Below are 23,423 nucleotides of genomic sequence, written 5' to 3' on the forward strand. Positions count from 1 at the left end.
GTTTTGGGGCAACAACCTTGGGGGGGGCCGGTTTCCCCCGGCCCCCCGCGGGGGCCCAGGGTCACAAGCGAGACGGCAGAGTAACCCTGGGCCCAGGCGTTCGCCGGGGAAGCGAAGGAGCGGGATGACGATGGATGCCTGAGGTCATGCAATACGCCCTGCTCGGCAATAGCGGGCTGGTCGTCTCGCGGCTTGCGTTCGGCGCGCTGACGCTGACCCGGGACGATCCGATGCAGGGCCTTGCCAAGGTGCGCGGGGCGGATGCCGATGCGCTGGTCGGCCAGGCGCTCGATGCCGGGATCAACTTCTTCGACACCGCCGACATCTATGCGGGCGGCCAGTCCGAGGAAGTGCTGGGCAAGGCGTTGGGGCCGCACCGCGACGGTGTGGTGATCGCGACCAAGGTGATGGGGCGGATGGGCGGGCCGCTGGTGCAGGCGGGGCTGACCCGGCGGCATATCGGCTGGGCGATCGACCAGAGCCTGAGGCGGCTCGGGACGGACTGGGTGGACGTCTATATCGCGCATAACGAGGATGTGCGCACGCCGCTGGAGGAGACGCTGGAGGCGCTCGACGCGGTCGTCCGCGCGGGCAAGGCGCGCTATCTCGGCTTCTCCAACTGGTCGGCCTGGAAGGTCGCCGCCGCGCTCGAGCTGCAGCGGGCCAATGGCTGGGCGCAATTCACCCATGGCCAGATGTACTATTCGCTGCTCGGCCGCGACATCGAGCGCGACCTGATGATGATGCGGGGGCGCTACGGGATCGGGGTTACCGCGTGGAGCCCGCTGGCGGGCGGCTTCCTGTCGGGGAAATATGATCGCGACCGGCCGGGCGGGACGGAGGATCGGCTGGCGGCGACCGGATATATGCCGTTCGACCGGGAGCTGGGCTTCGCGCTGCTCGACGCATTGCGGACGATCGCCGGGGAGCTGGGGGCGAGCGTGGCGCAGGTGTCGCTGGCCTGGTTGCTCGCCAAGTCGGTGGACAGCGTGATCCTGGGGGCGTCGCGGCCCGAGCAGCTGGCCGACAATCTGGGAGCGGCGCAACTGGTGCTGCCCGATGACGTTGTGGCGCGGCTCGATGCGCTGACCGCGCCGGCCGAGCTCTACCCGCACTGGCATTGGCGCAACGCCGCCGACGGACCGCTGGAGGCGGCGCTTTCCGGGCGGGGGAGATAGCACCGGAACCGCGACGAGGGGCTGGCCACAAATACTATTATAACTGTAAGGAAGTGGACTGGCCGGCTATTCCGGTCCCCTGGAGAACCTTGAAAATGCTGGCCCGCCCGAACTTCAGCCGTTTTGCAGAGACAGCGCTGTCGAGCCACGATCAGGTGGCGCGGGCGCTGGGGGGCGAGATCCTCGCGGGCGTCTATCCGCCCGGCGCGAAGCTGCCCTCCGAGGCCGAGATGCTGGCGCGCTTCGGCGTGTCGCGCACCGTGCTGCGCGAGGCGTTCAAGACGCTGACCGCCAAGGGGCTGATCGTGTCGCGCACCCGGGTTGGCACCACGGTGCTGGACAGCGCGCACTGGAATTTCTTCGACGCCGATGTGCTGACCTGGAAGGTGTCGCAGGGCTTCGACATGGCGTTCGTGCGCGATCTCGCCGCGATCCGGCTGGCGATCGAGCCGGCGGCGGCGCAGGCGGCGGCCGAGCAGGCGACCGAGGCGGACATCGCGGTGATGCGCGACTGTGTGGCGCGGATGGGCGATGCGCCGGGCGATGCGGGCGAGTTCGCCACCGCCGATCTCGAGTTCCACAAGGCAGTGGGCCAGGCTTCGGGCAATGTGCTGATGCGCTCGCTCTCCGCGGTGATCGAGACCGCGCTGCTCGCTTCGTTCCGGATGAGCTCGCCGGTGCGCGAGGCGGAAGTGCATGAGGAGAGCGTGAAGGGGCACAGCCGGATCGTCGATGCGATCGAGGCACGCGACGGCGAAGGCGCGGCGCAGGCGATGCGGGATATCATCGGGCACGGCTTCGCGCGGCTCGAGCGGGCGGGCAGCGGTGGGGCGCGGAAGAAGCGCGGCAAGGATTGATTCCGCAATCCTTCCCCCTGGCGGAGGATTTGCGTTACAAAGTTTGTCCGGCCTTGCGCCTCTGATTAGTATTATTATAAGCCTAGCGATAACGATCGGCGCGCCGCGTAAGGGTAGCCGATTCCATGTGAGAGGATCGCTATGAAGGGCTTCGAAAAGGCCGGAATTTCGCGTCGCGAGTTCGTCCATTGCGCTGCGTGCGCGACTGCCGCTGCCGGCACGACGATCGCGAGCCCCGCAGCGCTGGCGGCCGCCGCCGCGGTGGCGGGCGGCAAGGAAGCCGTGCACGAGTTCGCCTATGGCAAGGTCCGGCTGACCGGCGGGCGGATCAAGCAGCAGTACGACCATATCCAGTCGCATTACCTGGCGCTCGACAATGACCGGGTGCTCAAGGTGTTCCGCGAGAATGCCGGGCTGCCGGCGCCGGGCCCGAACATGGGCGGCTGGTACGACAAGGATGGCTTCGTCCCCGGGCTGACGATCGGCCAGTATATCTCGGGCCTCGCCCGGCTTGGCGCCACCACCGGCGACAAGGACATCCACGCCAAGGTCGCAGCCCTCGTCCAGGGGTTCGGCGAGGCGTTCGTCAAGGGCAGCAACCCCTATGCCGGTCCCAAGGCGCAGGACCAGTGGGCCGCCTATGTGATGGACAAGTACGTCGTCGGCATGATCGACGCGTACCGGCTGTCGGGCGTCGAGCAGGCGAAGAAGCTGCTGCCGATCATCATCGAGAAGTGCCGGCCCTATATCTCGCCGGTCTCGCGCGATCGCATCGGCAAGGTGAACCCGCCGTATGACGAAACCTATATCATGTCGGAGAACCTGTTCCATGTCGCCGACATCACCGGCGACCAGAAGTATCGCGACATGGCGGTGCACTATCTGCTCGACAAGGAATGGTTCGATCCGCTCGCGGCCGGGCAGGACGTGTTGCCGGAGAAGCATGCCTATAGCCACACGATCGCGCTGAGCTCGGGCGCGCAGGCCTATCTGCACCTCGGCGACGACAAGTACCGCAAGGCGCTGGAGAATGCCTGGAAGTTCATGGAGCCGCAGCGCTTCGCCTCGGGCGGCTGGGGGCCGGAGGAGCAGTTCGTGCACCTCCACCAGGGCAAGCTCGCCGCGAGCCTGAAGAGCTCCAAGGCGCATTTCGAGACGCCGTGCGGCGCCTTTGCCGACCTCAAGCTGGCGCGCTACCTGATGCGCTTCACCGGCGACGCGCGCTATGGCGACGGGCTGGAGCGGACGCTGTACAACACGATGCTCGCCGTCCGCCTGCCCGACAGCGACGGCGGCTATCCCTATTATTCGGACTACGGCGCGGCGGGCGAGAAGCGCTACTATCACCAGAAATGGCCGTGCTGCTCGGGCACGCTGGTGCAGGGCGTGGCGGACTATGTCCTCAACCTCTATTTCCATGACGACGACAGCCTGCTGGTCAACATGTACGCGCCGTCCGAAGTCAGCTGGGATCGCGCCGGCGGCACGGTCGAGGTGGTGCAGGAGACCGACTATCCGGCGCGCGACACGGTGAAGCTCAAGGTGCGCAAGGCCGGCAATGGCCGCTTCGCGATGAAGCTGCGCATCCCGGCCTGGACCAAGGGCGCGACGCTCAAGGTCAATGGCGTGGCGCAGGCCGCGACGCCGGGCTCGCTCGCGGTGGTCAAGCGGACGTGGAAGGCGGGCGACGTGGTCGAGCTGACTATCCCGCAGCCGCTGCGCACGCTGCCGATCGACGACCAGAATCCGAACCTTGCCGCAGTGATGCGCGGTGCGGTGATGTATGCCGGGATCAATCCGTGGGACGGCATCGACAGCCAGGCGATCGCGCTGCCGGGCGCGCTGGAAGCGATGCCCGACCAGGACCAGGCCTACCGCGTGAAGGTCGACGGTCGGAACCTCGTCTTCATCCCCTATTTCAACGTCGATACCGAGCGTTCGACCACTTACTTCAAGACGGCCTGATCGGATGGAACCGCGGATCTACGCTACCTACTGGATCGAAACCGCTTTCCCGCTCGCCCAGGCGGCGGCGACGATGGCCGGCGAGCAATCGACCGGCACCTTCGTCCGCGTGCCGGGCGAGACCGATGAGCTGCGCGAGGCCCATGCGGCCCGTGTCGAGGAACTGACCGAGCTGGGCGAAGTCGCGGTGCCGTCGCTGCCGGGATCGGGGCTGCCCAAATCGGGTGACGCGACCCGGCGGGCGGCACGCGTGGTGCTGTCCTGGCCGGTGTCGAACATGGGGCTGTCGCTTCCCAATTTGCTGGCGACGGTCAACGGCAACCTCAGCGAGCTCAAGGCCTTTTCGGGCCTGCGGCTGATCGACCTGAAGCTGCCGCCCGAATTCCTCACCCGTTACCAGGGGCCGCAATTCGGCGTGGAGGGCACGCGCAAGCTGGCCGGGGTGCATGGTCGCCCGATCATCGGCACGATCATCAAGCCGAGCGTCGGGCTGTCACCGGAAGCTACCGCCGAGCAGGTGCGCGGGCTGGTCGAGGCCGGGATCGACTTCATCAAGGATGACGAGCTCCAGGCCGACGGGCCGCATTGCCCGTTCAACGAGCGGGTGAGCGCGGTCATGCGCGTCATCAACGATCATGCGCAGCGCACCGGCAAGAAGGTGATGTACGCCGCGAACCTGACCGGCGAGATCGACGAGATGCTGGCGCGGCACGACCATGTTCTGGCCGAGGGCGGCACCTGCATCATGGCAAGCATGAATTCGATCGGGCTGCCGGCGATGAAGGTGCTGCGCGCCCATTCGCAGCTGCCGATCCACGGGCACCGCAACGGCTGGGGCATGCTCGGCCGCTCGCCGGCGATCGGGATGAGCTATATCGCCTTCCAGAAGCTGTGGCGGCTTGCGGGCATCGACCACACGCATGTCAACGGCATCGACAACAAGTTCTGCGAGACCAATGAGAGCGTGATCGCCTCGGCCCGCGAATGCCTGACGCCGATGTTCGACGCGCCGAACAAGGGCTGCGAGATCATGCCGGTCTTCTCCTCGGGCCAGTCGGCCCGGCAGGCGGCGCCGACCTATGCCGCGCTCGGATCGGTCGATTGCATGTTCGCCGCGGGCGGCGGGATCATGGCGCATCCGGGCGGCCCGGCAGCGGGCGTGCGCGCGCTGCGCCAGGCCTGGGACGCGGCGGTTGCCGGCGTGCCGGCCGAGCAGGCGGCGAAGGACGCGCCCGAGCTGGCGGCGGCGCTGGGGGCGTTTGGGGGATGATCCGCCACCGTCGTCATCCCGGCGAAAGCCGGGATCTCGTGCGGCTCCTGTCCCGTGCCTTCGCCTGAGATCCCGGCTTTCGCCGGGATGACGGATGAGAGTGAAATGACCGACCTTCTCTACGGCTTTTACGGCGACGATTTCACCGGCTCCACCGATGTGCTCGAGCAGCTTGCCGAGGGTGGGGTGCCGGCGGTGCTGTTCCTGCGTGCGCCCGATGCGGCGCTGCGGGCGCGCTTCGCGGAGGTGCGGGCGATCGGCATTGCCGGGGACAGCCGCAGCCAGTCGCCCGAATGGATGGACGCGCATCTTCCCCCCGCCTTCGCGGCGCTGGGGGAGAGCGCAACGGTTCATTACAAGACCTGCTCGACCTTCGATTCCAGCCCGACCACCGGATCGATCGGTCGCGCGATCGAGCTGGGCCGGGCGGCGTTTCTGGGCAAGGCGGCGATCCTGGTCGGCGCGCCGCACCTGCGCCGCTATGTCGCCTTCGGCAATCTGTTCGCGGCGGCGGGGGCAGAGGTGTTCCGCATCGACCGGCACCCGACCATGGCGCGCCATCCGGTAACGCCGATGCATGAGGCCGACCTGATCCGCCATCTCGCCGGGCAGAGCGAAGCACGGGTGGCGCTGGTGTCGCTGGAAGCGATCCGGGCCGGGCAGGCGGGCGCGGGGTTCGACGCGGCCGATGCCGATGCAGTGCTGTTCGACGGCGTCGCGATGGAGGATCTGGCGGCGACGGGCGAGGTGCTGCTGTCGCGCGGCGTGCGCTTCGCGGCGGGCAGCTCAGGCGTGACCCGGGCGCTGGTGCTGGCTTGGCAGGCGGCCGGGCTGATCGACGGGCGACCGGCGGAGGTGCGCGCCGGGGCGGTCGACCGGTTGCTGGTAGTGAGCGGGAGCTGCTCGCCGGCGACGGCGCGGCAGATCGGGCGGAGTGCGGCGGATGGCTTTGCGGCGACGCTGGCAGATGTCGGAGCGCTGCTGGAGGGGTCTTCGGCGGAAGAGGCGCGGCTGGCCGATGCGGCGCTGGCGGCGCTGGCCGGGCAGGGCAAGGCGCTGATCCATTCGGCCGAGGGGCCACTGGACGCGACGGCACCGGCGGCGGGCGAGAAGCTGGGTCAGGCATTGGGCCGGGTTGCCGCGCAGGTGGTGCGCCGGGCCGGATTGCAGCGGCTGCTGTTCGCGGGCGGCGACACGTCGAGCCACGGCGTCGCGCAGCTCGGCATTGACGCGCTGACCTGGGCCGCGCCGATCGAGCGCGGTGCGCCGCTGGTGCGGGCGCATGCTGCCGATCCTGCCGTGGATGGGCTCGAGCTGGTGCTCAAGGGCGGGCAGATGGGCGGGGACGGGTTCTTCGAGACGGTTCGGCTGGGGGGATAGGTTTGGGGCCTATCAGCGTCGGGCTTTCCCAGGATGCCGCCTCACTCCGGCCTTGTGCCCGGCAGCCACCAATCCGCGCGGACGGAATAGGTCAAAGGCCCGTAGGGGTATGCGGAGGTTGATCTCCCGCGTAGCATCTGATTCTCGACAGCGGGGGAGATCAGGATGCTGTTGTTCGCATTGGTGCAAGCTCTGAATTGCCAATCCATGCCCGTGTGCCCAACGAAAGGGCAATTACTTGAAGCGGTTATCGAGCGGGACTCTGAAGAATTTGGCAGAGCTACGGCCGGTCTTTCGGTGCTCGACGGGGATATGGAGTTCGTCAAGACGACAAACGACCCCAGAATCAGCGATATAGCATGCGTCGATGCGACAGATGCGTTGGGACCGGCAGTCGATTGTCGATATACGGTCAAATATCGATCTTTCGCTATCCTTGAGATAGCTACCCTGAAGCCTAGAGCCGACAATAGATGGCGGATCGAGAGCTCCAAGAGCATGAAGCATCCTCGACGTTAGTTCGGCGCCGCCGGTTCATCGGGCTTTGAAGCTGAAGGCAAGAGCCCAGGCCGTCGGCATTTCGCTATTTTCGTTCCCCCGGCGAAGGCCGGGGCCCAGTTGCGATGTCGTTCGTGAGGTTCCTGCGCCATCGATACTGCGCCGAAACTGGGCCCCGGCCTTCGCCGGGGAACGGGGGGGGTGAGCGAACACACCACCCCGCCTTCTTGCTCCCCTCCCTGCAAGGGAGGGGTTGGGGGTGGGTTGCGAGCGTAGCGAGCTCAGCTGGCCGTTGGGGGAGAAAAGAAAAGGCCGGGCATTGAGCCCGACCTTTTCTAACCCACCCCTTGCCCCTCCCTTGCAGGGAGGGGAATTGTTGCCTCTCACCGCTGCAGCACCGCGACACCCTCACTGCCCAGCGTAACCTTGCTCACCTTCCCACCCGTCAGCAGGTCGGTCATCGCCGCCGGCAGTGCCACCTCGCGGGTCTCGCGGCTATGGTTGACCAGAATGACGATACGCTTGCCCTGGCCTTCGCGGGTCATCAGCTCGATATCCTCGGGCACGGCGAACTCACGCGATACTCTGGCGTCGGCGAGGGCGGTGTCGATCAGCCCCTTCATCACGCCGTCATCGACCAGCGCGCCGACATAGGTGATCGAGCCCTTGCCGACCTTGCGCGAGATCGCGGCGGGCTTGCCGTCGAGCCAGCCATTGGCCTTGCCGTAGCGCAGCAGCACCTGGGTATCCGGTGCGCTGGTGGAGAGCATTTCGGCCCAGATCGTTGCCTTGCCGGTGCCAACCTCGATCGGCTCGTCGAGCGCGTAGAATTGCTCGACCTGGCCGCCGAGCAGTTCGGCGAGTGGGCCGGGCTGGCGGACGGTGTCTAGGCGGTTGTACTCGTCCTTCATGCCCGAGCGGGGCCCAAGGATCAGGTGCCCGCCGCCGCGGACATAGTCGGTCAGGCGCTTGGCAGTCGCGTCCGTGATGACGTTGAGGCTGGGGGCGACGACCAGTTTGTAGCCGGCGAGCGGGGCTTCCGCTGCCTCGACGACATCGACGGCGCCCAGCGCGTCCTTGAGCGGCTGGTAATAGTCGAGCAGCGTCTCGATCTGGTCGTAATCCTTGTGGTGGAGCTGGAAGTCGATCGCCCAGCGGCTCGGATAGTCCTGGAGGATCGCGACCGGGGAGACCGGGGTGGTGCCGGCCAGCGCCGGCGAGGCGGCCTTCATCTCGCGGCCGATCTGCTGGATCTCGGGATAGACGGGCAGCGGCTTGCCGTCGGGGCCGACGATCGAGCCGTGCATCGTCTCCTGGCCGTTCAGCGCGTTGCGCCATTGCCAGTAGAGCACCGCGTCGGCGCCGTGGCCGACTGCCTGCCAGGCGACTGCGCGGGTCTCGCCGGGATAGAGCATGTTGCTTACGGGTGCCCAGTTCACGAAGCCGGGCTGGGTTTCCATCACCCAGAAATTCTTGCGCTTCCAGCCGCGGACGAGGTCATGGGTGGCGCCCATGCGATAGGGCTTCACATGGCCCATGCCGACATATTCGTCCCAGGAGGCGAAATCGAGGTCGCGGTTCATCTCGTAGCGATCGAAGCGATTGGCCCAGCCGAGGCCGCCGAAGTTGATCGTGATGAACTGCTTGTCGCCGACCACGGCGCGGACCGCGTCGATCTGGTTGCGGTGGAAGGCGCGCCACTGCGAGGTGATGAAGCGCTTGAGCTCGAGCATCCAGCCGGGATTGGCCTTGTCGCTGTTGAACGGCACCTGCTCCCAGGCGGTGTAGGTCTGCGACCAGTACTCGGTGGTCCAGGCGGCGTTGAGCTTGTCGAGCGTGCCGTAGCGCTGCTTGAGCCACGCCACCCAGGCGGCGCGGGCTTCGGGGTCATAGCTCTCGTCGGTCGGCTCGTTGCCGATCTGCCAGCCGATGACATTGGGCTCGTCCTTGAGCGCCTGGGCCATGCGGGTGACGATGTCGCGGGCGAACGTCCGATAGCGGCTTGAGGAGATCGAGAATTGCCGGCGGCCGCCATGGCCGATCTGCTTGCCGGTGCCGTCGATCTGGAGCGTGTCCGGGTATTTCTGGGTCATCCAGGCCGGGGGCGTGTCGGTCGGCGTGCCGATGACGACCTTCATGCCGTATTTGTTGGCCATGCGCACGGCGCGGACCAGCCAGTCCATGTCGTACTTGCCTTCCTCCGGCTCCATCTTGCTCCAGGCATATTCGCCGATCCGCACGACATTGGCGCCGTGGCCCTGCATCAGGCGGAGATCCTCTGCCCATGCGCTTTCGGGCCATTGCTCGGGATACCATGCCGAACCGATATAGAGGCGTTCGTGCGCGACCTTGGCGGCGGCGGGGGAGGCCTTTTGCGCTTCCTGCTGCGCGAGCGCGGGCAGCGGCGCGGCGGCGCCGGCGAGCAGGAGGGCGGTGGCGAGGGCGAAGGTCTTCACTGGTTGTTCCCCTTGGCGTCGTCGAGCACGAGCGCCCAGTCATTGCCCGGTGCGGTCCTGCCGGGCGGCGTGAACAGGCGGACGCCCGTGTTGGCGAATGTGCCGATCGGCGTGCTGGCCCCGGTGCGCGGATCGAACCAGGCGGCGCGGACACGGGTGCCGCTGATCTTGCCCATGCGCACGTGGAAGGGGCGGCCGGTATAGGTATAGGCGATGGCGTAGTTCTTGCCGCGGGTGGCGGCGACGCGGTCGTAGCGCGGGCCGCTGTCGGGGATCAGCGACTGATCGGGCACGCGCTCGAAGAAGGGGCGCGAGAGGATCAGGTCCTTGAGGTGATGCATCTGGCTGCCGCCGGGGGCGTCGAGGCCCTGCTGCCAGGAGAGGCTGGGCCAATAGGCATTGGCCTTCTTGCCCGGCGTGAAGAACTGCATGACGCTGTTCTCGCCATAGGTGTGGCCGAACGCGCCGGCGAGGACCGACCACCAGGCATAGCGGCGGACATCGGCGGCGCCCCAGCGCGGCTCGGGTGCACGGTCGAGGCCGTGGGGGATGTTCTCGTAGCTCGGCTCGGCGTCGATCGTCGGCTTGGCCGGGCTGCGCGAGAGATCGTCGGTGGTGTAGACCCAGTTATCCTCGCCGCGCGCGTTGAGCTGGTGGTCCTGCGCGTAGCTCTGGTGGCCCGACTGGTACATGTTGAAATCGAGCCAGGGCGCGTCGTGGAACATCCAGGACGAGCTGGCGCGGCCGGCCGGATGATAGGTCATCAGATGGTTGGGATCGATCGCGCGGATCGTCTTGCCGAGGATGTCCCAGGCGAGCGGGGAGAGCTCGGGATAGCGATCGCCGCCATTGACCCAGATCAGGTTGGGCTTGTTCCTGTAGCGTTCGGCGGCGAAGCGGCCGATCACCGGGGCGGTATCGGCGTTGAGCAGGCGGAAATCGGCGAAGTCGCCCCACACCGGCACCAGCGCGATATAGAGACCGTGCGCGGCGGCACGATCGAACACCCAGTCGAGATGATCCCAATAGTCATATTCGCCGGGCTTGGCGGGGTCATTGCCGGGGGTGACGCGGGGGCGGGTGAGGTCGCCGTCCACCAGGGCCGGGCCGGCGACGGGGTTCTCCATCTTCGGCCCGTGCAGCATCATCACCTGGATGACGTTGTAGCCCTGCGCCTCGCGCTTGGCGAAATAGGCCTCGGTCTCCTCGCGGTTGAGCTTGCCGAGCAGCAGCCAGCCGGTGTCGCCGAGCCAGAAGAAGGGCTTGCCGTTCGATTCCAGATAGCGGCCGTTCGCCGATACCTTGAGCGGCGGCGTGCGGTCTTGCGCGGACACAGCGGATGCGGCGAGCGCGCATCCGGCGGCGGCGGCGATCAGCCAGCGCATGTCTTCCCTCCTCAGATCGACTTCTTGTGGTCGAAGCCCTTGGTGCAATCGATGGTCGCGAAGATCACGGCCGCCAGGACCACCATCAGCGCGATGCCCTGCAGCGGCAGGTTGTAGTTGCCGGTGGCGGCGACGACGTAGCCGAACGCCACCGAGCATACGAAGCCGCCGAGATTGCCGGCGGTGTTCATCACGCCCGAGGCGGTGCCGCCGAAGCGACCGCCGATCGCCATGCACATCGCCCAGGCGGCGGGGAGCATCAGGTCCATCACCATGAAGGCGGCGCCGGCAAGTGCCACGATCGCGAACTTGCTGGTCGCCAGGCTCATTGCGACGAGCAAAGCAGCGGTGACCACCAGGCAGGTCGAGGCGATCAGGCGATAGGCGTTGCGGATGCCGATCCGCGCCGCGAGGCGATCGCACAGCACGCCGCCGACGAGGTTGCCGACCACGCCGAGCAGGAACGGAATCGAGCCGTACAGGCCCATCTCGTCGACGGTGAAGCCGGCGCCCTTGACCATCCAGGTCGGGAACCAGCCGAAGAAGAACCAGCTGCCGAACGCGTAGAACAGATAGGCGATGGAGATCAGCCAGAGCTGAGGCAGGGCGAACAGCTGCTTCCACGGCGTGCCGCTATGGCCGGCATGCTCGTCGCTGCCGATCTCGGCGACTTCCTCAGGCGTAATGCCGGGCTGTTCGGCGGGCTTGTCGTGGAACCATTTCCACCAGGCCAGCGCCCAGATCGCGCCGATTACGCCGAGCAGGACGAACACCGCCTGCCAGCCGAGATGCTTGTTGGCGGGAACCAGTAGTAGCGGGGCGAGGGCACCGCCGAAGCGGCTGGCGGCCCAGATCACGCCCTGGCCACGCGCTCGCTCGCGCGCCGGCAGCCAGCGATAGAGCACGCCGGTCATGTTGGGATAGGCGCCGGCCGCGCCGAGACCGAACAGGAAGCGCGCGGCGGCGAGCTGCCAGAAGTTGCGGCACACTGCGGTGATCGCGGTGAAGAAGGACCACCAGACCGTGATCCGGGTCAGCTCCTTGCGATAGCCATGCTTGTCGCCCATCGCGCCCGAGGGGATCTCGAACACCGCATAGGCGATGACATAGGCGCTCAGCACCCAGCCCCATTCGGCGGGGGTGATGCCGAGATCCTTCTGGATCGACGGGCCGGTGACCGCGATCGCCAGCCGGTCGATAAAGGTGATGATCGATAGGGTGGCGAGGAAGCCGAGGACCAGCCGCCGCTTCTTCACTTCCCCGAGCCTTGGCCGAGGCCCGCCAGCACGGCGCGGGCATGCTCCATGCCGAGTTCGGGGCTGGCATAGACCGGCGCCGACACTGCTCCCTCCGGCAGGCTGGCGACGACGCGGGCCATCGATGCCTGGGCGAGGACGATGGCGTCAACGCCCTTCATGCCCTCGGTCAGGCCCTCGCTCACGATGCGGTCATGCGTGGCGCCGTCGCCGGCCATCACGGCCTGGAACGCGCCTTCGCAGAGATGCTCGACGATCTCGATCTGCTTGCCCTGCTCGGCGGCGACGCGGCGGACGAGGTCGGCGGTCGGCTGGAGGGTGGTGGAGAGGGTGGCGACCACGCCGATGCGGGTGCCGCTGGCGACGGCCTTCTCGGCCATGGCGCGATCGACGCGGAGTACGGGCTGGTCGTAAAGCTCGGCCGCCATCTCGACTGCCTTGCCGATCGACGAGCAGGTGACCATCGCGACGTCGCAGCCGGCATCGAAGGCCGAGCCGACCAGCCGGACGACCTGACGCATCGTCGACTTCTGGAGATGGCCGGCGGCGATCGTGTTCTTGATCGTGCTCTCGTCTACGAAGTGGAGCAGCTTGACGTCGGCTGGCATCACCCGCGCCGCGATCTCGGTGAAGATCGGCACCAGCGTTGCCGAATTATGGATCAGACCGAGGGTAGGCATCGTCACTCTCCGGATTTCGTGAATGCATGGGTGCCGGCGCCGACTTCCGTGCGGCTGTCGACCGGCGTATCGCCGAGGCACCAGCCGCTTCCGGGCAGGTCGACTTCGGCGGTGGTGTTGGCGGGGATGGTGAGCGTGAAGCGGGTGAGGCCGCTCGCATCGCCATCGGTTTCGGCGGCGATAAGGCCGACCACGGACTCGTAGCGCGCCGAGACCCGGCCGATCGCCGGATACCAGAGCGGCCGCGCGGCGATCCGGCGGAAGCCGGGCGCGGCTGGCGCGATGCCCGCCAGTCGCCGGTAGAAGAAGCCGACGATCGCGCCGAAGGCATAGTGGTTGTAGCTGTTCATCGACAGGTCGCCGGTGTCGCCGTTCCAGCGTTCCCACATCGTCGTAGCGCCTTGGGCAGGCATATAGCCCCAGCTCGGATAGCCGGTCTGGAGCAGCAGCCCCGCGACCTCGTCATGCCGGCCGGCATCGGCGAGCACGTCAAGGATATAGGGCGTGCCGAGGAAGCCGGTGGAGAGCCTCATGCCGCGTGCGCGGATGTCCTTGGCCAGCACTTCGGCAGCGGCGGCGCGGCTATCCTCGGGCACCAGACCCATGAACAGCGCGAGCACCTGGCTCGCCTGGCTGCCATTGCCGGCGGTGCCGTCAGCGGCGACGAACTCGGCGGCGAAGGCGGCGGCGATCTTCGCGTGCAGCGCGCGCCATTCGCCGGCGTCGCGGCCGGTGGCCTCGGCCATCTCGGCCATCAGCTCGGCGCACCAGGCCCAATAGGCAGTGGCGCACAGCACGCGCGGAGTGGTCTCGTCATCGGGCTTGATCGCATCGACCGAGAGCCAGTCGCCGAGATCGAGCCCGCGATCGTTGCGCCAGATATGGTCGGGGTTGGTGCGTGCGACAAAGGCCATCCAGCCTGCCATCGCGTCCCAATTCTCGTCGATCACGGCGGTGTCGCCGTAACGCCGCCAGAGCTGCCAGGGCAGGATGATCCCGGCCTCGCTCCAGCCCGCGGTCACGACGTCAGGGAAGGAGAGCGGCTGCGGCACCACGATCGGATAGGCACCGTCGGGCCGCTGCGCCGCGCGCGCTTCGAGCAGGAAGCGGCGGAGGAAGGGATCGACCTCCATGTTGAACGCGGCGGCGTCCGCGAACACCTGGATGTCGCCCATCCAGCCCATGCGCTCGTCGCGCTGCGGGCAATCGGTGGGCACCGCGAAGAAGTTCGAGCGCTGGCTCCACAATGCGTTGTCGAAGATGGTCTGGAGCAGCGGCGTGTCGTGGAAGGTCACGCCGCCGGTCTCGCGGCAGGCGCTGTGGACGACGACGCCCTCGATGTCGTCGATGGTCGGCACGCCGGGATAGCCGGCGATCTCGACATAGCGGAAGCCGTGATAGGTGAAGCTCGGCTCGAAGACTTCCTCGCCGGTGCCGGCCAGGGTGAAGCTGTCGGTCGCTTTTGCCAGGCGGAGATTGGCGAGATCGGCGGTGCCGTCGGGGTTGAGCAGTTCGGCGAACTTGGCGGTGATCGTCGTACCCGCCGGGCCGGTCGCAAGGATGCGGACCCAGCCGGGGAAGTTCTGGCCGAAGTCGAACACGTAGCGGCCGGGCAGCGGCTCGCTGACACTGCGTGCCTTCAGGCTGCCGGTGCGTTCGAGCAGGGGCGAGGTCAGGGCGATCAGGCGGGTGTCGGGCTCCGCGCCGCGCTTGGCTTGCGTCCATGCCGAGGCGTCGAAGCCGGGCAGGTCCCAGCCAGGCTGCTCGTCGCGGGCATCGCGGGTCTCGCCGTCATAGATTTCGGACTTGGAGATCGCCGAGGGGGCGAGGCGCCAGTCGGGGCCGGTCTCGATCCATCGGCTGGTGCCGTCGGCGTAATCGAGGCGCAGCTGGGCGCGGAAGCGGCGTGGGGCGGGGCCGAAGCCATAGCGCTCGATCCGCCAACCGAACGGGCTGGCATAGAAGCCGTCGCCGACCGTCGCGCCGAACGCGTTGGCGCCGGGGCGGATCAGGTCGGTGACGTCGTACGTCTGGTAGAGGACATGGTCGGCGGCGACGCTGATCTCGGGGGCGAGGATCGCGCCGGAGACGGGCTGGCCGTTGATCCGCGCGTCATAGGCGCCGAGCGCGGTGGCATAGAGCCGTGCCGCGACGACCGGCTGGTCGGCGGTGAACTCCGTGCGCAGCAGCATCGCCGGTTCGCTGGGACGCGGATCGTTATGGACATTGGCGCCGCTGGGGACGGGCGCGGCCCAGCCGCTCGCGTCGAAGCCGGACTCCGTCCAACCCTCGGGCGGGGACGGAATCAGGCGGAATGCGCTGCTGACGATGCGATCGACGCTGCCATCGGCGCGGTACAGCCGGATCAGCGCGGCGAAGGCGCCGCCATCCACGGGGAAGAAGCCGGTGGTGTCGGCTTCGACCAATGCACAGACGCTGTTGCGGCCTGGCTTCACTTCGCCGGCATAGGGGGCGAGCGTGCCCCAGAAGGGGAGATAGGTGTCCCAGTCGAAATGCCAGTCGAGCGGCGACTTCTCGCCATTGACCCAGACGCCGCGGAGGTGGTCCTTGCCGGCGACCAGCACCTCGGCGCGGACGAGATCGGCGGGGGCGTCGAAATCGAGGCGGAAGGCGTGGGGTCGGTCGTCGAGCGCGGTTTCGCTCCACACCCAGGTGACCCCGGCGGCGCGTTCGGCTGCGGCGAATGCGTCTTCGGCTTCGATCCAGTCGGCGCGCCAGTCAGCGGGCGCGAGCAGGCCGGTCTCGAACCAGGCGGGATCGGAATGGGCGATGCGCCCGGTTTCATCGCGGGCCTCGACCGACCACCAGACGCGCTGCATCGAGGCGAGGGGTGGGCCGGCATAGGCGATGTTGAAGCTGGCATCGCTCGCGACGTCGCCGCTGTCCCAGAGCAGTTCGCGGCCCGAGAGCGCTTCGGCGCTGGCCGCGGCGCGGATGCGGTACTGCGTCTGCACCATGGCGGGCGCGTCGCTCTCGATCCGCCAGGAGAGCCGGGGCCGCGGGGCCTCGGTGCCGAGCAGGTCGGTGGTGTTCTCGGTACGCAGATCGACGACGCGCAGGGTCATAGGGTCAGGCCCAGACGATAGAGACGGTTGGCATTGCCGGCGAATAGGGCGAGGCGCTCGTCCGCCGAGAAATCGAAGGTGATCGCGTCATAGGCACCGAGATGCCGGTCGAAGCTGCCGAACAGCTTGTCGGTGGGGAAGTTGCTGGCGAACATCGCCCGGTCGGCGCCGAACAGCTCGATTGTCTCGAGCACATAGGGGCGGGCCCGGTCGAGGTCCCAGGGGCGCCAGGTGAAGCCCATGCCCGAGATCTTGACTGCGACATTGGGCAGCGCGGCGAGCGCCGCCATGCCCTGCCGCCAGACCGCCCAGCCGTCTTCGTCGGCGGGGATCGCCATGCCGGCATGATCGATGATCACCTGGATGTCCGGGTGCTTCGCGATCAGCCCGGCGAGATGCGCGAACTGGCCGGGATAGGCCTGGAGATCGAAGCTCAGGTCATATTTGGCGAGCAGGCCGAAGCCGCGCATCCATGCGTCCGAGGTGGTGATGTCCGCCGGGGAATAGCTGCGCTGCGGGTCGGCATGCCAGTTCACGATATGGCGGATGCCGCGCACATTGGGGTGCGCGACATGGGCGCCGAGTAGGCCCTCCAGCGTCGGGCTTTCGAGTGCAGCAAAGGCGACGATGCCGTTCGGCAGGCCGCGCGCGTCGGCCATGGCCTGCAGCCACTCGGTCTCGCGGAGCGCATCGTCGGGATGCGCGCCCGCATCGATATGGACGATCCCACGCACGTCCCAATCGCCCGCATCGACCAGGTATTCGTCGAGCCCGTAATCGCTGGCGATGGGCTCGACACTGCCATTGGGCCCGTCATCGCTGAATGGCGGCATCAGCCACGGATAGCGGATGTGCGACAGGTTCCAGAGATGGACGTGCGGATCGATGAAGGGCGGGCGCGTGGGCATCAGAAGGTGGTTCGGCCGCCCGAGGTGTCGAAGGTGGATGCAGTGGTGAAGCTGCACTCCTCCGAGGCCATGAAGCACACCATCGCCGCCGATTCTTCGACTTCGCCGAGGCGACCCATCGGGATCTTCGAGCGCATGTAATCGACCTGGCTTTGCGGCAGCTGGGCGAGGATCGGGCTCTCGAAGGTGGCGGGGGTGAGCGCGTTGGCGATCACGCCCTTGCCGGCGAGTTCCTTGCCGAGCGACTTGGTGAAGCCGATCACGCCGGCCTTGGACGCCGAATAGGCGCTGGCGTTCGGATTGCCTTCCTTGCCGGCGACCGAGGCGATGTTGACGATGCGGCCATAGCCGTTCTCGAGCATCAGCGGCACGATCGCGCGGTTGCAGTAGAACAGGCCGTTCAGGTTGATGTCCATCACCCGCAGCCAGCTGTCGAGCGGGAATTCATGGACCGGCACGGTCGCGCCGGTGATCCCGGCCGAGCAGACCAGCACGTCGATCTTGCCGAGGATTTCGGCACTGGCTTTCGCAGCGGCTTCGACCGCGGCGGCATCGGACACGTCGAGCGCCTGCACGCCGGCAGCGCCGACTTCCGCCTGGGCGGCGGCGAGGGCGTCTGCGTTGAGATCCCAGAGGACGACCTTGCCGCCCTCCGCGACGATCCGCGTCGCCACGGCCTTGCCGAGGCCCGACGCGCCGCCGGTGACGACGGCGCAGCGGCCGGCATAGCGTCCCGCGAACACGCTCACTTGGCGGCCTGCCAGGCGACGAACTCCTGGCGCTGCTCGCCGAGCTTCTCGATGCCCAGCTCGACCACGTCGCCGGCCTTCAGATACCAGGGCTCGGGCTTCTGGCCGAGGCCGACGCCCGGCGGGGTGCCGGTGGTGATGACGTCGCCGGGGAGCAGCGTCATGAACTGCGAGCAATAGGCGACGATCTGCGCGACGGTGAAGATCATCGTCTTGCTGTTGCCGTTCTGCATCTTCTTGCCGTTGACCGACAGCCACATGCCGAGATCCTGCGGATCGCCGACTTCGTCCTTGGTCACCATCCACGGGCCGATCGGGCCGAAGGTCGGGAAGCCCTTGCCCTTGTCCCAGGTCAGGCCGCGCTCGACCTGCCAGTGGCGCTCGGACACGTCGTTGATCACGCAATAGCCGGCGACGTAATCCAGCGCGTCCTCCTCGGAGACATAGGAAGCGGCGGTGCCGATCACGACGCCGAGTTCGACTTCCCAGTCGGTCTTCTTCGAGTCCTTGGGGATGGTGACCGGGTCGTTCGGGCCCTGGATGCAGCTCACCCACTTCTGGAAGACCACGGGCTCTTCGGGCACCGGCAGGTTCGATTCCGCGGCGTGATCGGCGAAGTTGGTGCCGATCGCGATGAACTGGCGGGTGCCGCCGACGCACGCGCCGTAGCGGACATCGGCCTCGACCAAGGGCAGGCTGGCGGGATCGATCGCGGCGAGGCGGGCGAGGGCATCCTTGCCGAGCGCGTCGGGGCCGATATCGGCGACATGCGCGGAGAGATCACGGATGCGGCCATCGCTGTCGATCAGGCCGGGCTTCTCGGCGCCCGGGGCGCCATAACGGCAAAGCTTCATGGGTTCGGTTCCTTAGCGGGAATAGGGGCGGTGAAGGGCGATATCGCGGTTGAGCTCGACGCCGAAGCCCGGCCTGTCGAGTTCGCTCGCGCGGATCCTGCCGTTTACGGGCACCGGCTCGCCGAGCAGCTGCGGCGCGAACATCGGCACCACTTCGGTCGGCCCCGGATGCATCATCAGGAACTCGGCGAAGGGCGAATTGTGGCGGGTGATGACGAAGTGGTAGCTGTAGACCGACGAGCCGTGCGGGACCATCATCACGCCCTTTGAATCGGCATAATTGGCGATCTTGATCAGCTCGGTGACGCCGCCGCACCAGCCCACATCGGGCTGGATGATGTCGCAGCATTCCATGTCCATCAGCATGCGGAAGCCCCAGCGGGTCGCCTCATGCTCGCCAGTGGTGACGAGCAGGCCCTTGGGGGCATTCTTCTTGAGCTGGGCATAGGCCCAATAGTCGTCGGGGCTCAGCGCCTCCTCGATCCACTTGAGCCCGCATTCGTTCCAGGCACGGTGGGCAAGGCGGGTGGCATAGTCGAGGTCGAGCGACATCCAGCAATCATACATCAGCCAGAAATCGTCGCCGCACTTGGCGCGCATGTCGGCGAGCAGGGCGATGTTCTTCTCCAGCCCCTCAAAGCCTTCGGCCGGGCCGTGGTGGAGCGGAAGCTTGCCGCCGATGAAGCCGAGTTCCTTGGCGATGTCCGGCCGCGCGCCGGTCGCGTAGAATTGCAGCTCGTCGCGCACCGCACCGCCGAGCATGTGATAGACTGGCTCGCCGCGCAGCTTGCCGAGCAGGTCCCAAAGCGCGAGGTCGACGCCCGAGATCGCGTTGATCACCAGGCCCTTGCGGCCATAATATTGGGTCGAGAAATACATCTGGTCCCAGATCTTCTCGAACTCGTACGGGCTGCGCCCTTCGAGGAAGCGGGCGAGATGCTTCTCGACGATATAGGCGGCGGGCTCGCCGCCGGTGGTGACCGCGAAGCCGACCGTGCCGTCCTCGGCCTCCAGCTCAACCACCAAAGTGCCGAGCACGTTGATGCCGAAGCTCTGCCGCGAGGCGCGATATTCGGGATAGCGCGCCATCGGCGTGGCGATGTGATCGTCGATCCAATGGCCTTCGCCCTGGTCGTGATAATCGGCGCCGCCACCGCCGCGCACGACGAAGGCGCGGACATGTTTGATCTTCGGCAGGCTCATGCGCATTCCCTTATTGACCGGCGCGCGGCGTGCGCGCGTCGTCGAGCACCAGCACCCAGTCATTGCCCGGCGCGGTTTCCCCCGGCGGATCGAAGCGGTGCTGGCCTGTGTTGTTGAAAGTCCCGATTTCCACCAACTGGCCGTCGCGCGGCGAATACCAGTGCGCGCTGACTTGCTTGCCCGTGGTCGTGCCGAGCCGCAGCGTGAACGGGCGACCGGTATATGTATAGACAAATACATAGCCCTTGCCGCGGCTCGCCAGCACACGGTCATAGCGGGTGCCATTGTCGGTGATCAGCGACGGATCGGGCACGCGCTCGAGCATCGGGCGCGATTCGATCAGGCGACGCAGATACTGCATCTGGTTGGCGCCGGGCGCCTCGATCGCCTGCTGCCACGGCGTGACCGGCTCGAAATTGGCCGTGTCCGCACCGGGCGTGAAGAACTGCATGACGTGGTTTTCGCCATAGGTGTGGCCGAACGCGCCGGCCATCACCGCCCACCAGGCATAGCGGCGCGCGTCAGGGGCCAGCCAGCGCGGCTGGTTCGCCTCGTGCAGGCCGTGGGGGATGCCCTCATAGCTCGGCTCGCCGTCGATCACCGGCTTGGTGGGCAGGCGGATCCAGTCGGTGGCGACATAGCGCCAATTGTCCTCACCAATCGCGCTCGCGCCTTCCTGGGCATAGGAGCGGTGGCCTGACTGGAACATGTTGAAATCGAGCCAGGGCGCGTCGTGATATTGCCAGGAGGAGTCGGTGCGGCCGATCGGGTGGAAGGTCATCAGATGGCCGGGATCGTAGCGCTTGATCGTCGATCCCAGCGCGTCCCACACTGCGGTGCGTATCTCCGAACGGGTGTCGCCGCCGTTGAGCCAGATGATGTTGGGCTGGTTCCTGTAGCGCTCGGCGAGGAAGCGGCCATAGGCGGGTGCGTTTTGCGGGTTCAGCTTGCCGCCGTCTGCGATCGAGCCCCAGCAGGGCACCAGCGCGAGATAGATGCCGAGTTCCTCGGCGCGCTTCGCGACCCAGTCGAGATGGTCCCAATAGTCATATTCGCCGGCCCTGGCCGGATCATTGCCCGGCGTCGTGCGCGGGCGGCCAGGATCGCCATCGACCAGCGCGGGGCCAGTAGCCGGGTTGGTCATCTTCTCGGTGTGGAGCACCATGATCTGGACGACGTTGAAGCCCTGGCGCTTGCGGGTGAGGAGGTACTGTTCTGCCTCGGCGCGGCTGGTGCGGCTGAGCAGCAGCCAGCCGGTATCGCCCATCCAGAAGAAGGGCTTGCCGCCGGCGAGCAGATAATGGCCGTTCGGCGCGACCGAGAGGGGGGGAGTCTGCGCGGCGGCCGGCGTGGCGACTGCCGCAGCGGCCGCAAGCGCGGCCAGCAGAAACGAGCCGGCGTGCATCAGACTTCCCTCTCCCGAAGCGCGGGAATCGTGGCCCCCGCTGTCTGACGTTCATTGTATAATAGTATTATTTAAGTCAACCGCCGTCGCGCACTTCTGCCGTTAATTGCGGTGGATACTGGCCGGCGCGCGAAGTACGCAGTCGAGCGCATCACGCGGAGCATGATGCGCTGTCCGGCGATCCCTCCGGCCCCAAACGGGGCGGCGGGCTTATTGGAGGTTCACGAACATGCCGCCGTCGACCAGCAGCGCGGCGCCGGTGACATAGGCTGCCATGTCCGAAGCAAGGAAGACGATCGGCCCGGCGAGATCCTCGGGCATGCCGAGGCGGCCGAGCGGGGTGCGCTCTTCCATGTAATGGCGCTTCGCTTCGTCGGCGAGATCGTCCTTGTTGATCTCGGTGAGGATGGTGCCAGGCAGCACGCTGTTGCAGCGGATGCCGTGCTTGCCGAGCGCAATCGCAGCCGACTGCATCAGCGAATGCACGCCGGCCTTGGTGGGCGTGTAGTGCGTCTGGAACTCGCCGCCGACGAGCGCCGAGATCGACGACACCGCGACGATCGCGCCGCCATGGCCTTGCTTGACCATCTGGTTCGCCGCGGCCTGCACCATGTAATAGGCGCCGTGGAGATTGACCCGGAAAGTGCGGTCCACGGTCTCGACCGGCATGTCGAGGAACGCGTGGAACGGGCAGATGCCCGCGTTCGAGACCATCACGTCGACCTTGCCGAATGCCTCGACCGCCTTGGCCACGAAATCGGTCGCGGTCTCGGGCAGTGCGACGTCGCCCTTCACCGCAATGCCCCGGCGGCCCAGCGCCTCGATCTCGGCGAGACAGGACTGGGCCTTCTCGTCGCTCGCCACATAGTTGATCGCGACATCGGCGCCGTGCTGCGCGGCGCCGATCGCGGCTGCGCGGCCGATGCCGGTGGAGCCGCCGGTGACCAGCACGGTCTTTCCTTCAAGAAGCTTCATCTTACATCCTCTGCCAGGATCGAGCGATCGATCGCTTCGATCCGATTGACCCCGGTCAGCGTCATCGCGACCGTCATTTCCTTGGCGATCAGCTCGAGCAGCTTCGTCACGCCTGCTTCGCCCTGCGCGGCGAGGGCATAGACCCAGGCCCGGCCGAGCAGCACCGAGTGCGCGCCGAGCGCGAGCATCCGCACCACATCGAGCCCGTTGCGCACGCCGCCATCCGCCAGGATGGTCAGTCTATCGCGGACGGCATCGGCGATCGCGGGCAGCGCCCGGGCGCTCGACAGCACGCCGTCGAGCTGACGGCCGCCATGGTTCGAGACGACGATGCCGTCGGCGCCGATCGCGGCGGCCTCACGCGCGTCCTCGGGATCGAGGATGCCCTTGATGATCAGCGGGCCATCCCAGGCGGCGCGGATCCATTCGAGATCGCGCCACTGGATCGACGGATCGAAATTGGCGCCGAGCCAGCCCATATAGTCGTTGAGGCCGCTGTCCTTGCCGAGCACCGGAAGAAGGTTGCCCAGCGTGTGCGGGCGGCCGCGCAGGCCGACATCCCAGGACCAGTGCGGCTTGCCCATTGCCTGGAGCACGCGGCGCAGGGGCGCATTGGGGCCGGACATGCCCGAATGCGCGTCGCGGTAGCGTGCGCCGGGCACCGGCATGTCGACGGTGAATACCAGCGCCTTCGCTCCGGCCGCCTTCGCGCGGGCGATGAGGTCCTTCATGAAGGCGCGGTCGCGGATCACATAGAGCTGGAACCAGAAGGGATCGGCCTTTTGCGCGACGTCCTCGATCGGGCAGATCGACACGGTGGACAGGCACATCGGCACGCCGGCTGCGCGGGCGGCGCTTGCTGCCTGGAGCTCGCCGCGCCGGGCGTACATGCCACTGATCCCGACCGGACCGAGCCCCACCGGCAGCGCGATCTCGCGGCCGAACAGGGTGGTGGAAAGGTCGATCGTGGCGACATCCTTCAGCACGCGCTGGCGCAGGGCGATGCCCGACAGGTCGCTCACGTTGCGGCGGAGCGTCTCCTCTGCATAGGCTCCGCCATCGGCATAGTCGAACAGGAAGCGCGGCAGGCGGCGGCGGGCGGCCTCGCGGAAATCAGTGGCTGAAGCGATGATCATGGAAATGCCTTATGGCGTTCGGCGCGGCCGCGGGAAACGGATTGTGCAATCATCGTCGCCACATTTTTCCCGGCGATGAGGGCTGCTCCGAAGGGAGCGCGCCGGCGCTTTCCCGACCGGCGCGAGTCGCGTGCTTTCATCATCTCGATCCTAAAATTCGCCCCTCTGGCAGCGTCTTGGGG

Annotated in this window: 17 protein-coding genes; 5 read left to right on the forward strand and 12 right to left on the reverse strand. The window is 67.2% G+C overall.

Features of this window, described 5'->3' with window-relative positions; genetic code table 11:
- The first annotated feature begins 134 nt into the window (after positions 1 to 134).
- The 5 genes from AAHM44_RS09830 to AAHM44_RS09850 all read left to right on the forward strand — a co-directional run bounded on the left by AAHM44_RS09830 (position 135) and on the right by AAHM44_RS09850 (position 6,650).
- Positions 135 to 1,178, forward strand: a complete 1,044-nt coding sequence (locus tag AAHM44_RS09830) for an aldo/keto reductase (protein ID WP_342249850.1) — start codon at positions 135 to 137, stop codon at positions 1,176 to 1,178.
- A 95-nt stretch (positions 1,179 to 1,273) separates the two neighbouring features.
- Positions 1,274 to 2,035, forward strand: coding sequence for a FadR/GntR family transcriptional regulator (locus tag AAHM44_RS09835; protein WP_342249897.1), 762 nt, complete (start codon positions 1,274 to 1,276; stop codon positions 2,033 to 2,035).
- Between the two features lie 141 nt (positions 2,036 to 2,176).
- Positions 2,177 to 4,000: a beta-L-arabinofuranosidase domain-containing protein gene (locus AAHM44_RS09840; RefSeq protein WP_342249851.1), complete on the forward strand. Its 1,824-nt coding sequence runs from the start codon at positions 2,177 to 2,179 to the stop codon at positions 3,998 to 4,000.
- A 4-nt stretch (positions 4,001 to 4,004) separates the two neighbouring features.
- Positions 4,005 to 5,270 (forward strand): ribulose-bisphosphate carboxylase large subunit family protein, encoded by a 1,266-nt coding sequence (locus AAHM44_RS09845; protein WP_342249852.1) that lies wholly within the window; start codon positions 4,005 to 4,007, stop codon positions 5,268 to 5,270.
- Between the two features lie 105 nt (positions 5,271 to 5,375).
- Positions 5,376 to 6,650, forward strand: a complete 1,275-nt coding sequence (locus AAHM44_RS09850) for a four-carbon acid sugar kinase family protein (RefSeq protein WP_342249853.1) — start codon at positions 5,376 to 5,378, stop codon at positions 6,648 to 6,650.
- A gap of 881 nt (positions 6,651 to 7,531) precedes the next feature.
- Here the strand turns inward: AAHM44_RS09850 and AAHM44_RS09855 are convergent.
- The 12 genes from AAHM44_RS09855 to lldD form a co-directional block, all read right to left on the reverse strand.
- The gene (locus tag AAHM44_RS09855) at positions 7,532 to 9,604 is read right to left on the reverse strand and encodes a beta-galactosidase (RefSeq protein ID WP_342249854.1); all 2,073 of its coding nucleotides are present in this window, start codon (positions 9,602 to 9,604) and stop codon (positions 7,532 to 7,534) included.
- Positions 9,601 to 10,989 (reverse strand): glycoside hydrolase family 140 protein, encoded by a 1,389-nt coding sequence (locus AAHM44_RS09860; RefSeq protein ID WP_342249855.1) that lies wholly within the window; start codon positions 10,987 to 10,989, stop codon positions 9,601 to 9,603. The genes AAHM44_RS09855 and AAHM44_RS09860 overlap by 4 nt, the downstream gene beginning before the upstream one ends.
- Positions 10,990 to 11,000: 11 nt before the next feature.
- Positions 11,001 to 12,245, reverse strand: a complete 1,245-nt coding sequence (locus AAHM44_RS09865; RefSeq protein WP_342249856.1) for an MFS transporter — start codon at positions 12,243 to 12,245, stop codon at positions 11,001 to 11,003.
- Positions 12,242 to 12,925, reverse strand: coding sequence for an aspartate/glutamate racemase family protein (locus AAHM44_RS09870; RefSeq protein WP_269576478.1), 684 nt, complete (start codon positions 12,923 to 12,925; stop codon positions 12,242 to 12,244). Before AAHM44_RS09870 ends, AAHM44_RS09865 begins: the two co-directional genes overlap by 4 nt.
- 2 nt (positions 12,926 to 12,927) lie before the next feature.
- Entirely contained in the window at positions 12,928 to 16,011 is a 3,084-nt protein-coding gene (locus AAHM44_RS09875; RefSeq protein WP_342249857.1) for a family 78 glycoside hydrolase catalytic domain, read from the reverse strand.
- Positions 16,008 to 16,919: an amidohydrolase family protein gene (locus AAHM44_RS09880; RefSeq protein WP_342249858.1), complete on the reverse strand. Its 912-nt coding sequence runs from the start codon at positions 16,917 to 16,919 to the stop codon at positions 16,008 to 16,010. Before AAHM44_RS09880 ends, AAHM44_RS09875 begins: the two co-directional genes overlap by 4 nt.
- Positions 16,919 to 17,668 carry an SDR family NAD(P)-dependent oxidoreductase gene (locus tag AAHM44_RS09885; protein ID WP_269575962.1) on the reverse strand — a complete coding sequence of 250 codons (750 nt, stop codon included), beginning with the start codon at positions 17,666 to 17,668 and terminating at the stop codon, positions 16,919 to 16,921. The genes AAHM44_RS09880 and AAHM44_RS09885 overlap by 1 nt, the downstream gene beginning before the upstream one ends.
- Complete coding sequence (locus AAHM44_RS09890) at positions 17,665 to 18,522, reverse strand: fumarylacetoacetate hydrolase family protein (protein ID WP_342249859.1); 858 nt, start codon at positions 18,520 to 18,522, stop codon at positions 17,665 to 17,667. Before AAHM44_RS09890 ends, AAHM44_RS09885 begins: the two co-directional genes overlap by 4 nt.
- A 12-nt stretch (positions 18,523 to 18,534) precedes the next feature.
- Positions 18,535 to 19,725, reverse strand: a complete 1,191-nt coding sequence (rhmD, locus tag AAHM44_RS09895; RefSeq protein ID WP_269575960.1) for an L-rhamnonate dehydratase — start codon at positions 19,723 to 19,725, stop codon at positions 18,535 to 18,537.
- 10 nt (positions 19,726 to 19,735) lie between these two features.
- A complete protein-coding gene (locus AAHM44_RS09900; RefSeq protein WP_342249860.1) occupies positions 19,736 to 21,130 on the reverse strand; it encodes a glycoside hydrolase family 140 protein in 1,395 nt (464 codons plus the stop codon).
- A gap of 210 nt (positions 21,131 to 21,340) precedes the next feature.
- Entirely contained in the window at positions 21,341 to 22,105 is a 765-nt protein-coding gene (locus AAHM44_RS09905; protein WP_342249861.1) for an SDR family NAD(P)-dependent oxidoreductase, read from the reverse strand.
- Complete coding sequence (gene lldD, locus AAHM44_RS09910) at positions 22,102 to 23,241, reverse strand: FMN-dependent L-lactate dehydrogenase LldD (protein WP_269575957.1); 1,140 nt, start codon at positions 23,239 to 23,241, stop codon at positions 22,102 to 22,104. The genes AAHM44_RS09905 and lldD overlap by 4 nt, the downstream gene beginning before the upstream one ends.
- Positions 23,242 to 23,423 lie beyond the last annotated feature (182 nt).

It is taken from the genome of Sphingomonas sp. OTU376, assembly GCF_038440415.1.
GTDB lineage: Bacteria > Pseudomonadota > Alphaproteobacteria > Sphingomonadales > Sphingomonadaceae > Sphingomonas > Sphingomonas kyeonggiensis_A.

Excerpts from the sequence above, each read along its gene's own strand:
- AAHM44_RS09830 (WP_342249850.1), top strand. The coding sequence starts at position 135 with ATGCCTGAGGTCATGCAATACGCCCTGCTCGGCAATAGCGGGCTGGTC.
- AAHM44_RS09835 (WP_342249897.1), top strand. The coding sequence starts at position 1,274 with ATGCTGGCCCGCCCGAACTTCAGCCGTTTTGCAGAGACAGCGCTGTCG.
- AAHM44_RS09840 (WP_342249851.1), top strand. The coding sequence starts at position 2,177 with ATGAAGGGCTTCGAAAAGGCCGGAATTTCGCGTCGCGAGTTCGTCCAT.
- AAHM44_RS09845 (WP_342249852.1), top strand. The coding sequence starts at position 4,005 with ATGGAACCGCGGATCTACGCTACCTACTGGATCGAAACCGCTTTCCCG.
- AAHM44_RS09850 (WP_342249853.1), top strand. The coding sequence starts at position 5,376 with ATGACCGACCTTCTCTACGGCTTTTACGGCGACGATTTCACCGGCTCC.
- AAHM44_RS09860 (WP_342249855.1), bottom strand. The coding sequence starts at position 10,989 with ATGCGCTGGCTGATCGCCGCCGCCGCCGGATGCGCGCTCGCCGCATCC.
- AAHM44_RS09870 (WP_269576478.1), bottom strand. The coding sequence starts at position 12,925 with ATGCCTACCCTCGGTCTGATCCATAATTCGGCAACGCTGGTGCCGATC.
- AAHM44_RS09875 (WP_342249857.1), bottom strand. The coding sequence starts at position 16,011 with ATGACCCTGCGCGTCGTCGATCTGCGTACCGAGAACACCACCGACCTG.
- AAHM44_RS09880 (WP_342249858.1), bottom strand. The coding sequence starts at position 16,919 with ATGCCCACGCGCCCGCCCTTCATCGATCCGCACGTCCATCTCTGGAAC.
- AAHM44_RS09890 (WP_342249859.1), bottom strand. The coding sequence starts at position 18,522 with ATGAAGCTTTGCCGTTATGGCGCCCCGGGCGCCGAGAAGCCCGGCCTG.
- rhmD (WP_269575960.1), bottom strand. The coding sequence starts at position 19,725 with ATGAGCCTGCCGAAGATCAAACATGTCCGCGCCTTCGTCGTGCGCGGC.
- AAHM44_RS09900 (WP_342249860.1), bottom strand. The coding sequence starts at position 21,130 with ATGCACGCCGGCTCGTTTCTGCTGGCCGCGCTTGCGGCCGCTGCGGCA.
- AAHM44_RS09905 (WP_342249861.1), bottom strand. The coding sequence starts at position 22,105 with ATGAAGCTTCTTGAAGGAAAGACCGTGCTGGTCACCGGCGGCTCCACC.
- lldD (WP_269575957.1), bottom strand. The coding sequence starts at position 23,241 with ATGATCATCGCTTCAGCCACTGATTTCCGCGAGGCCGCCCGCCGCCGC.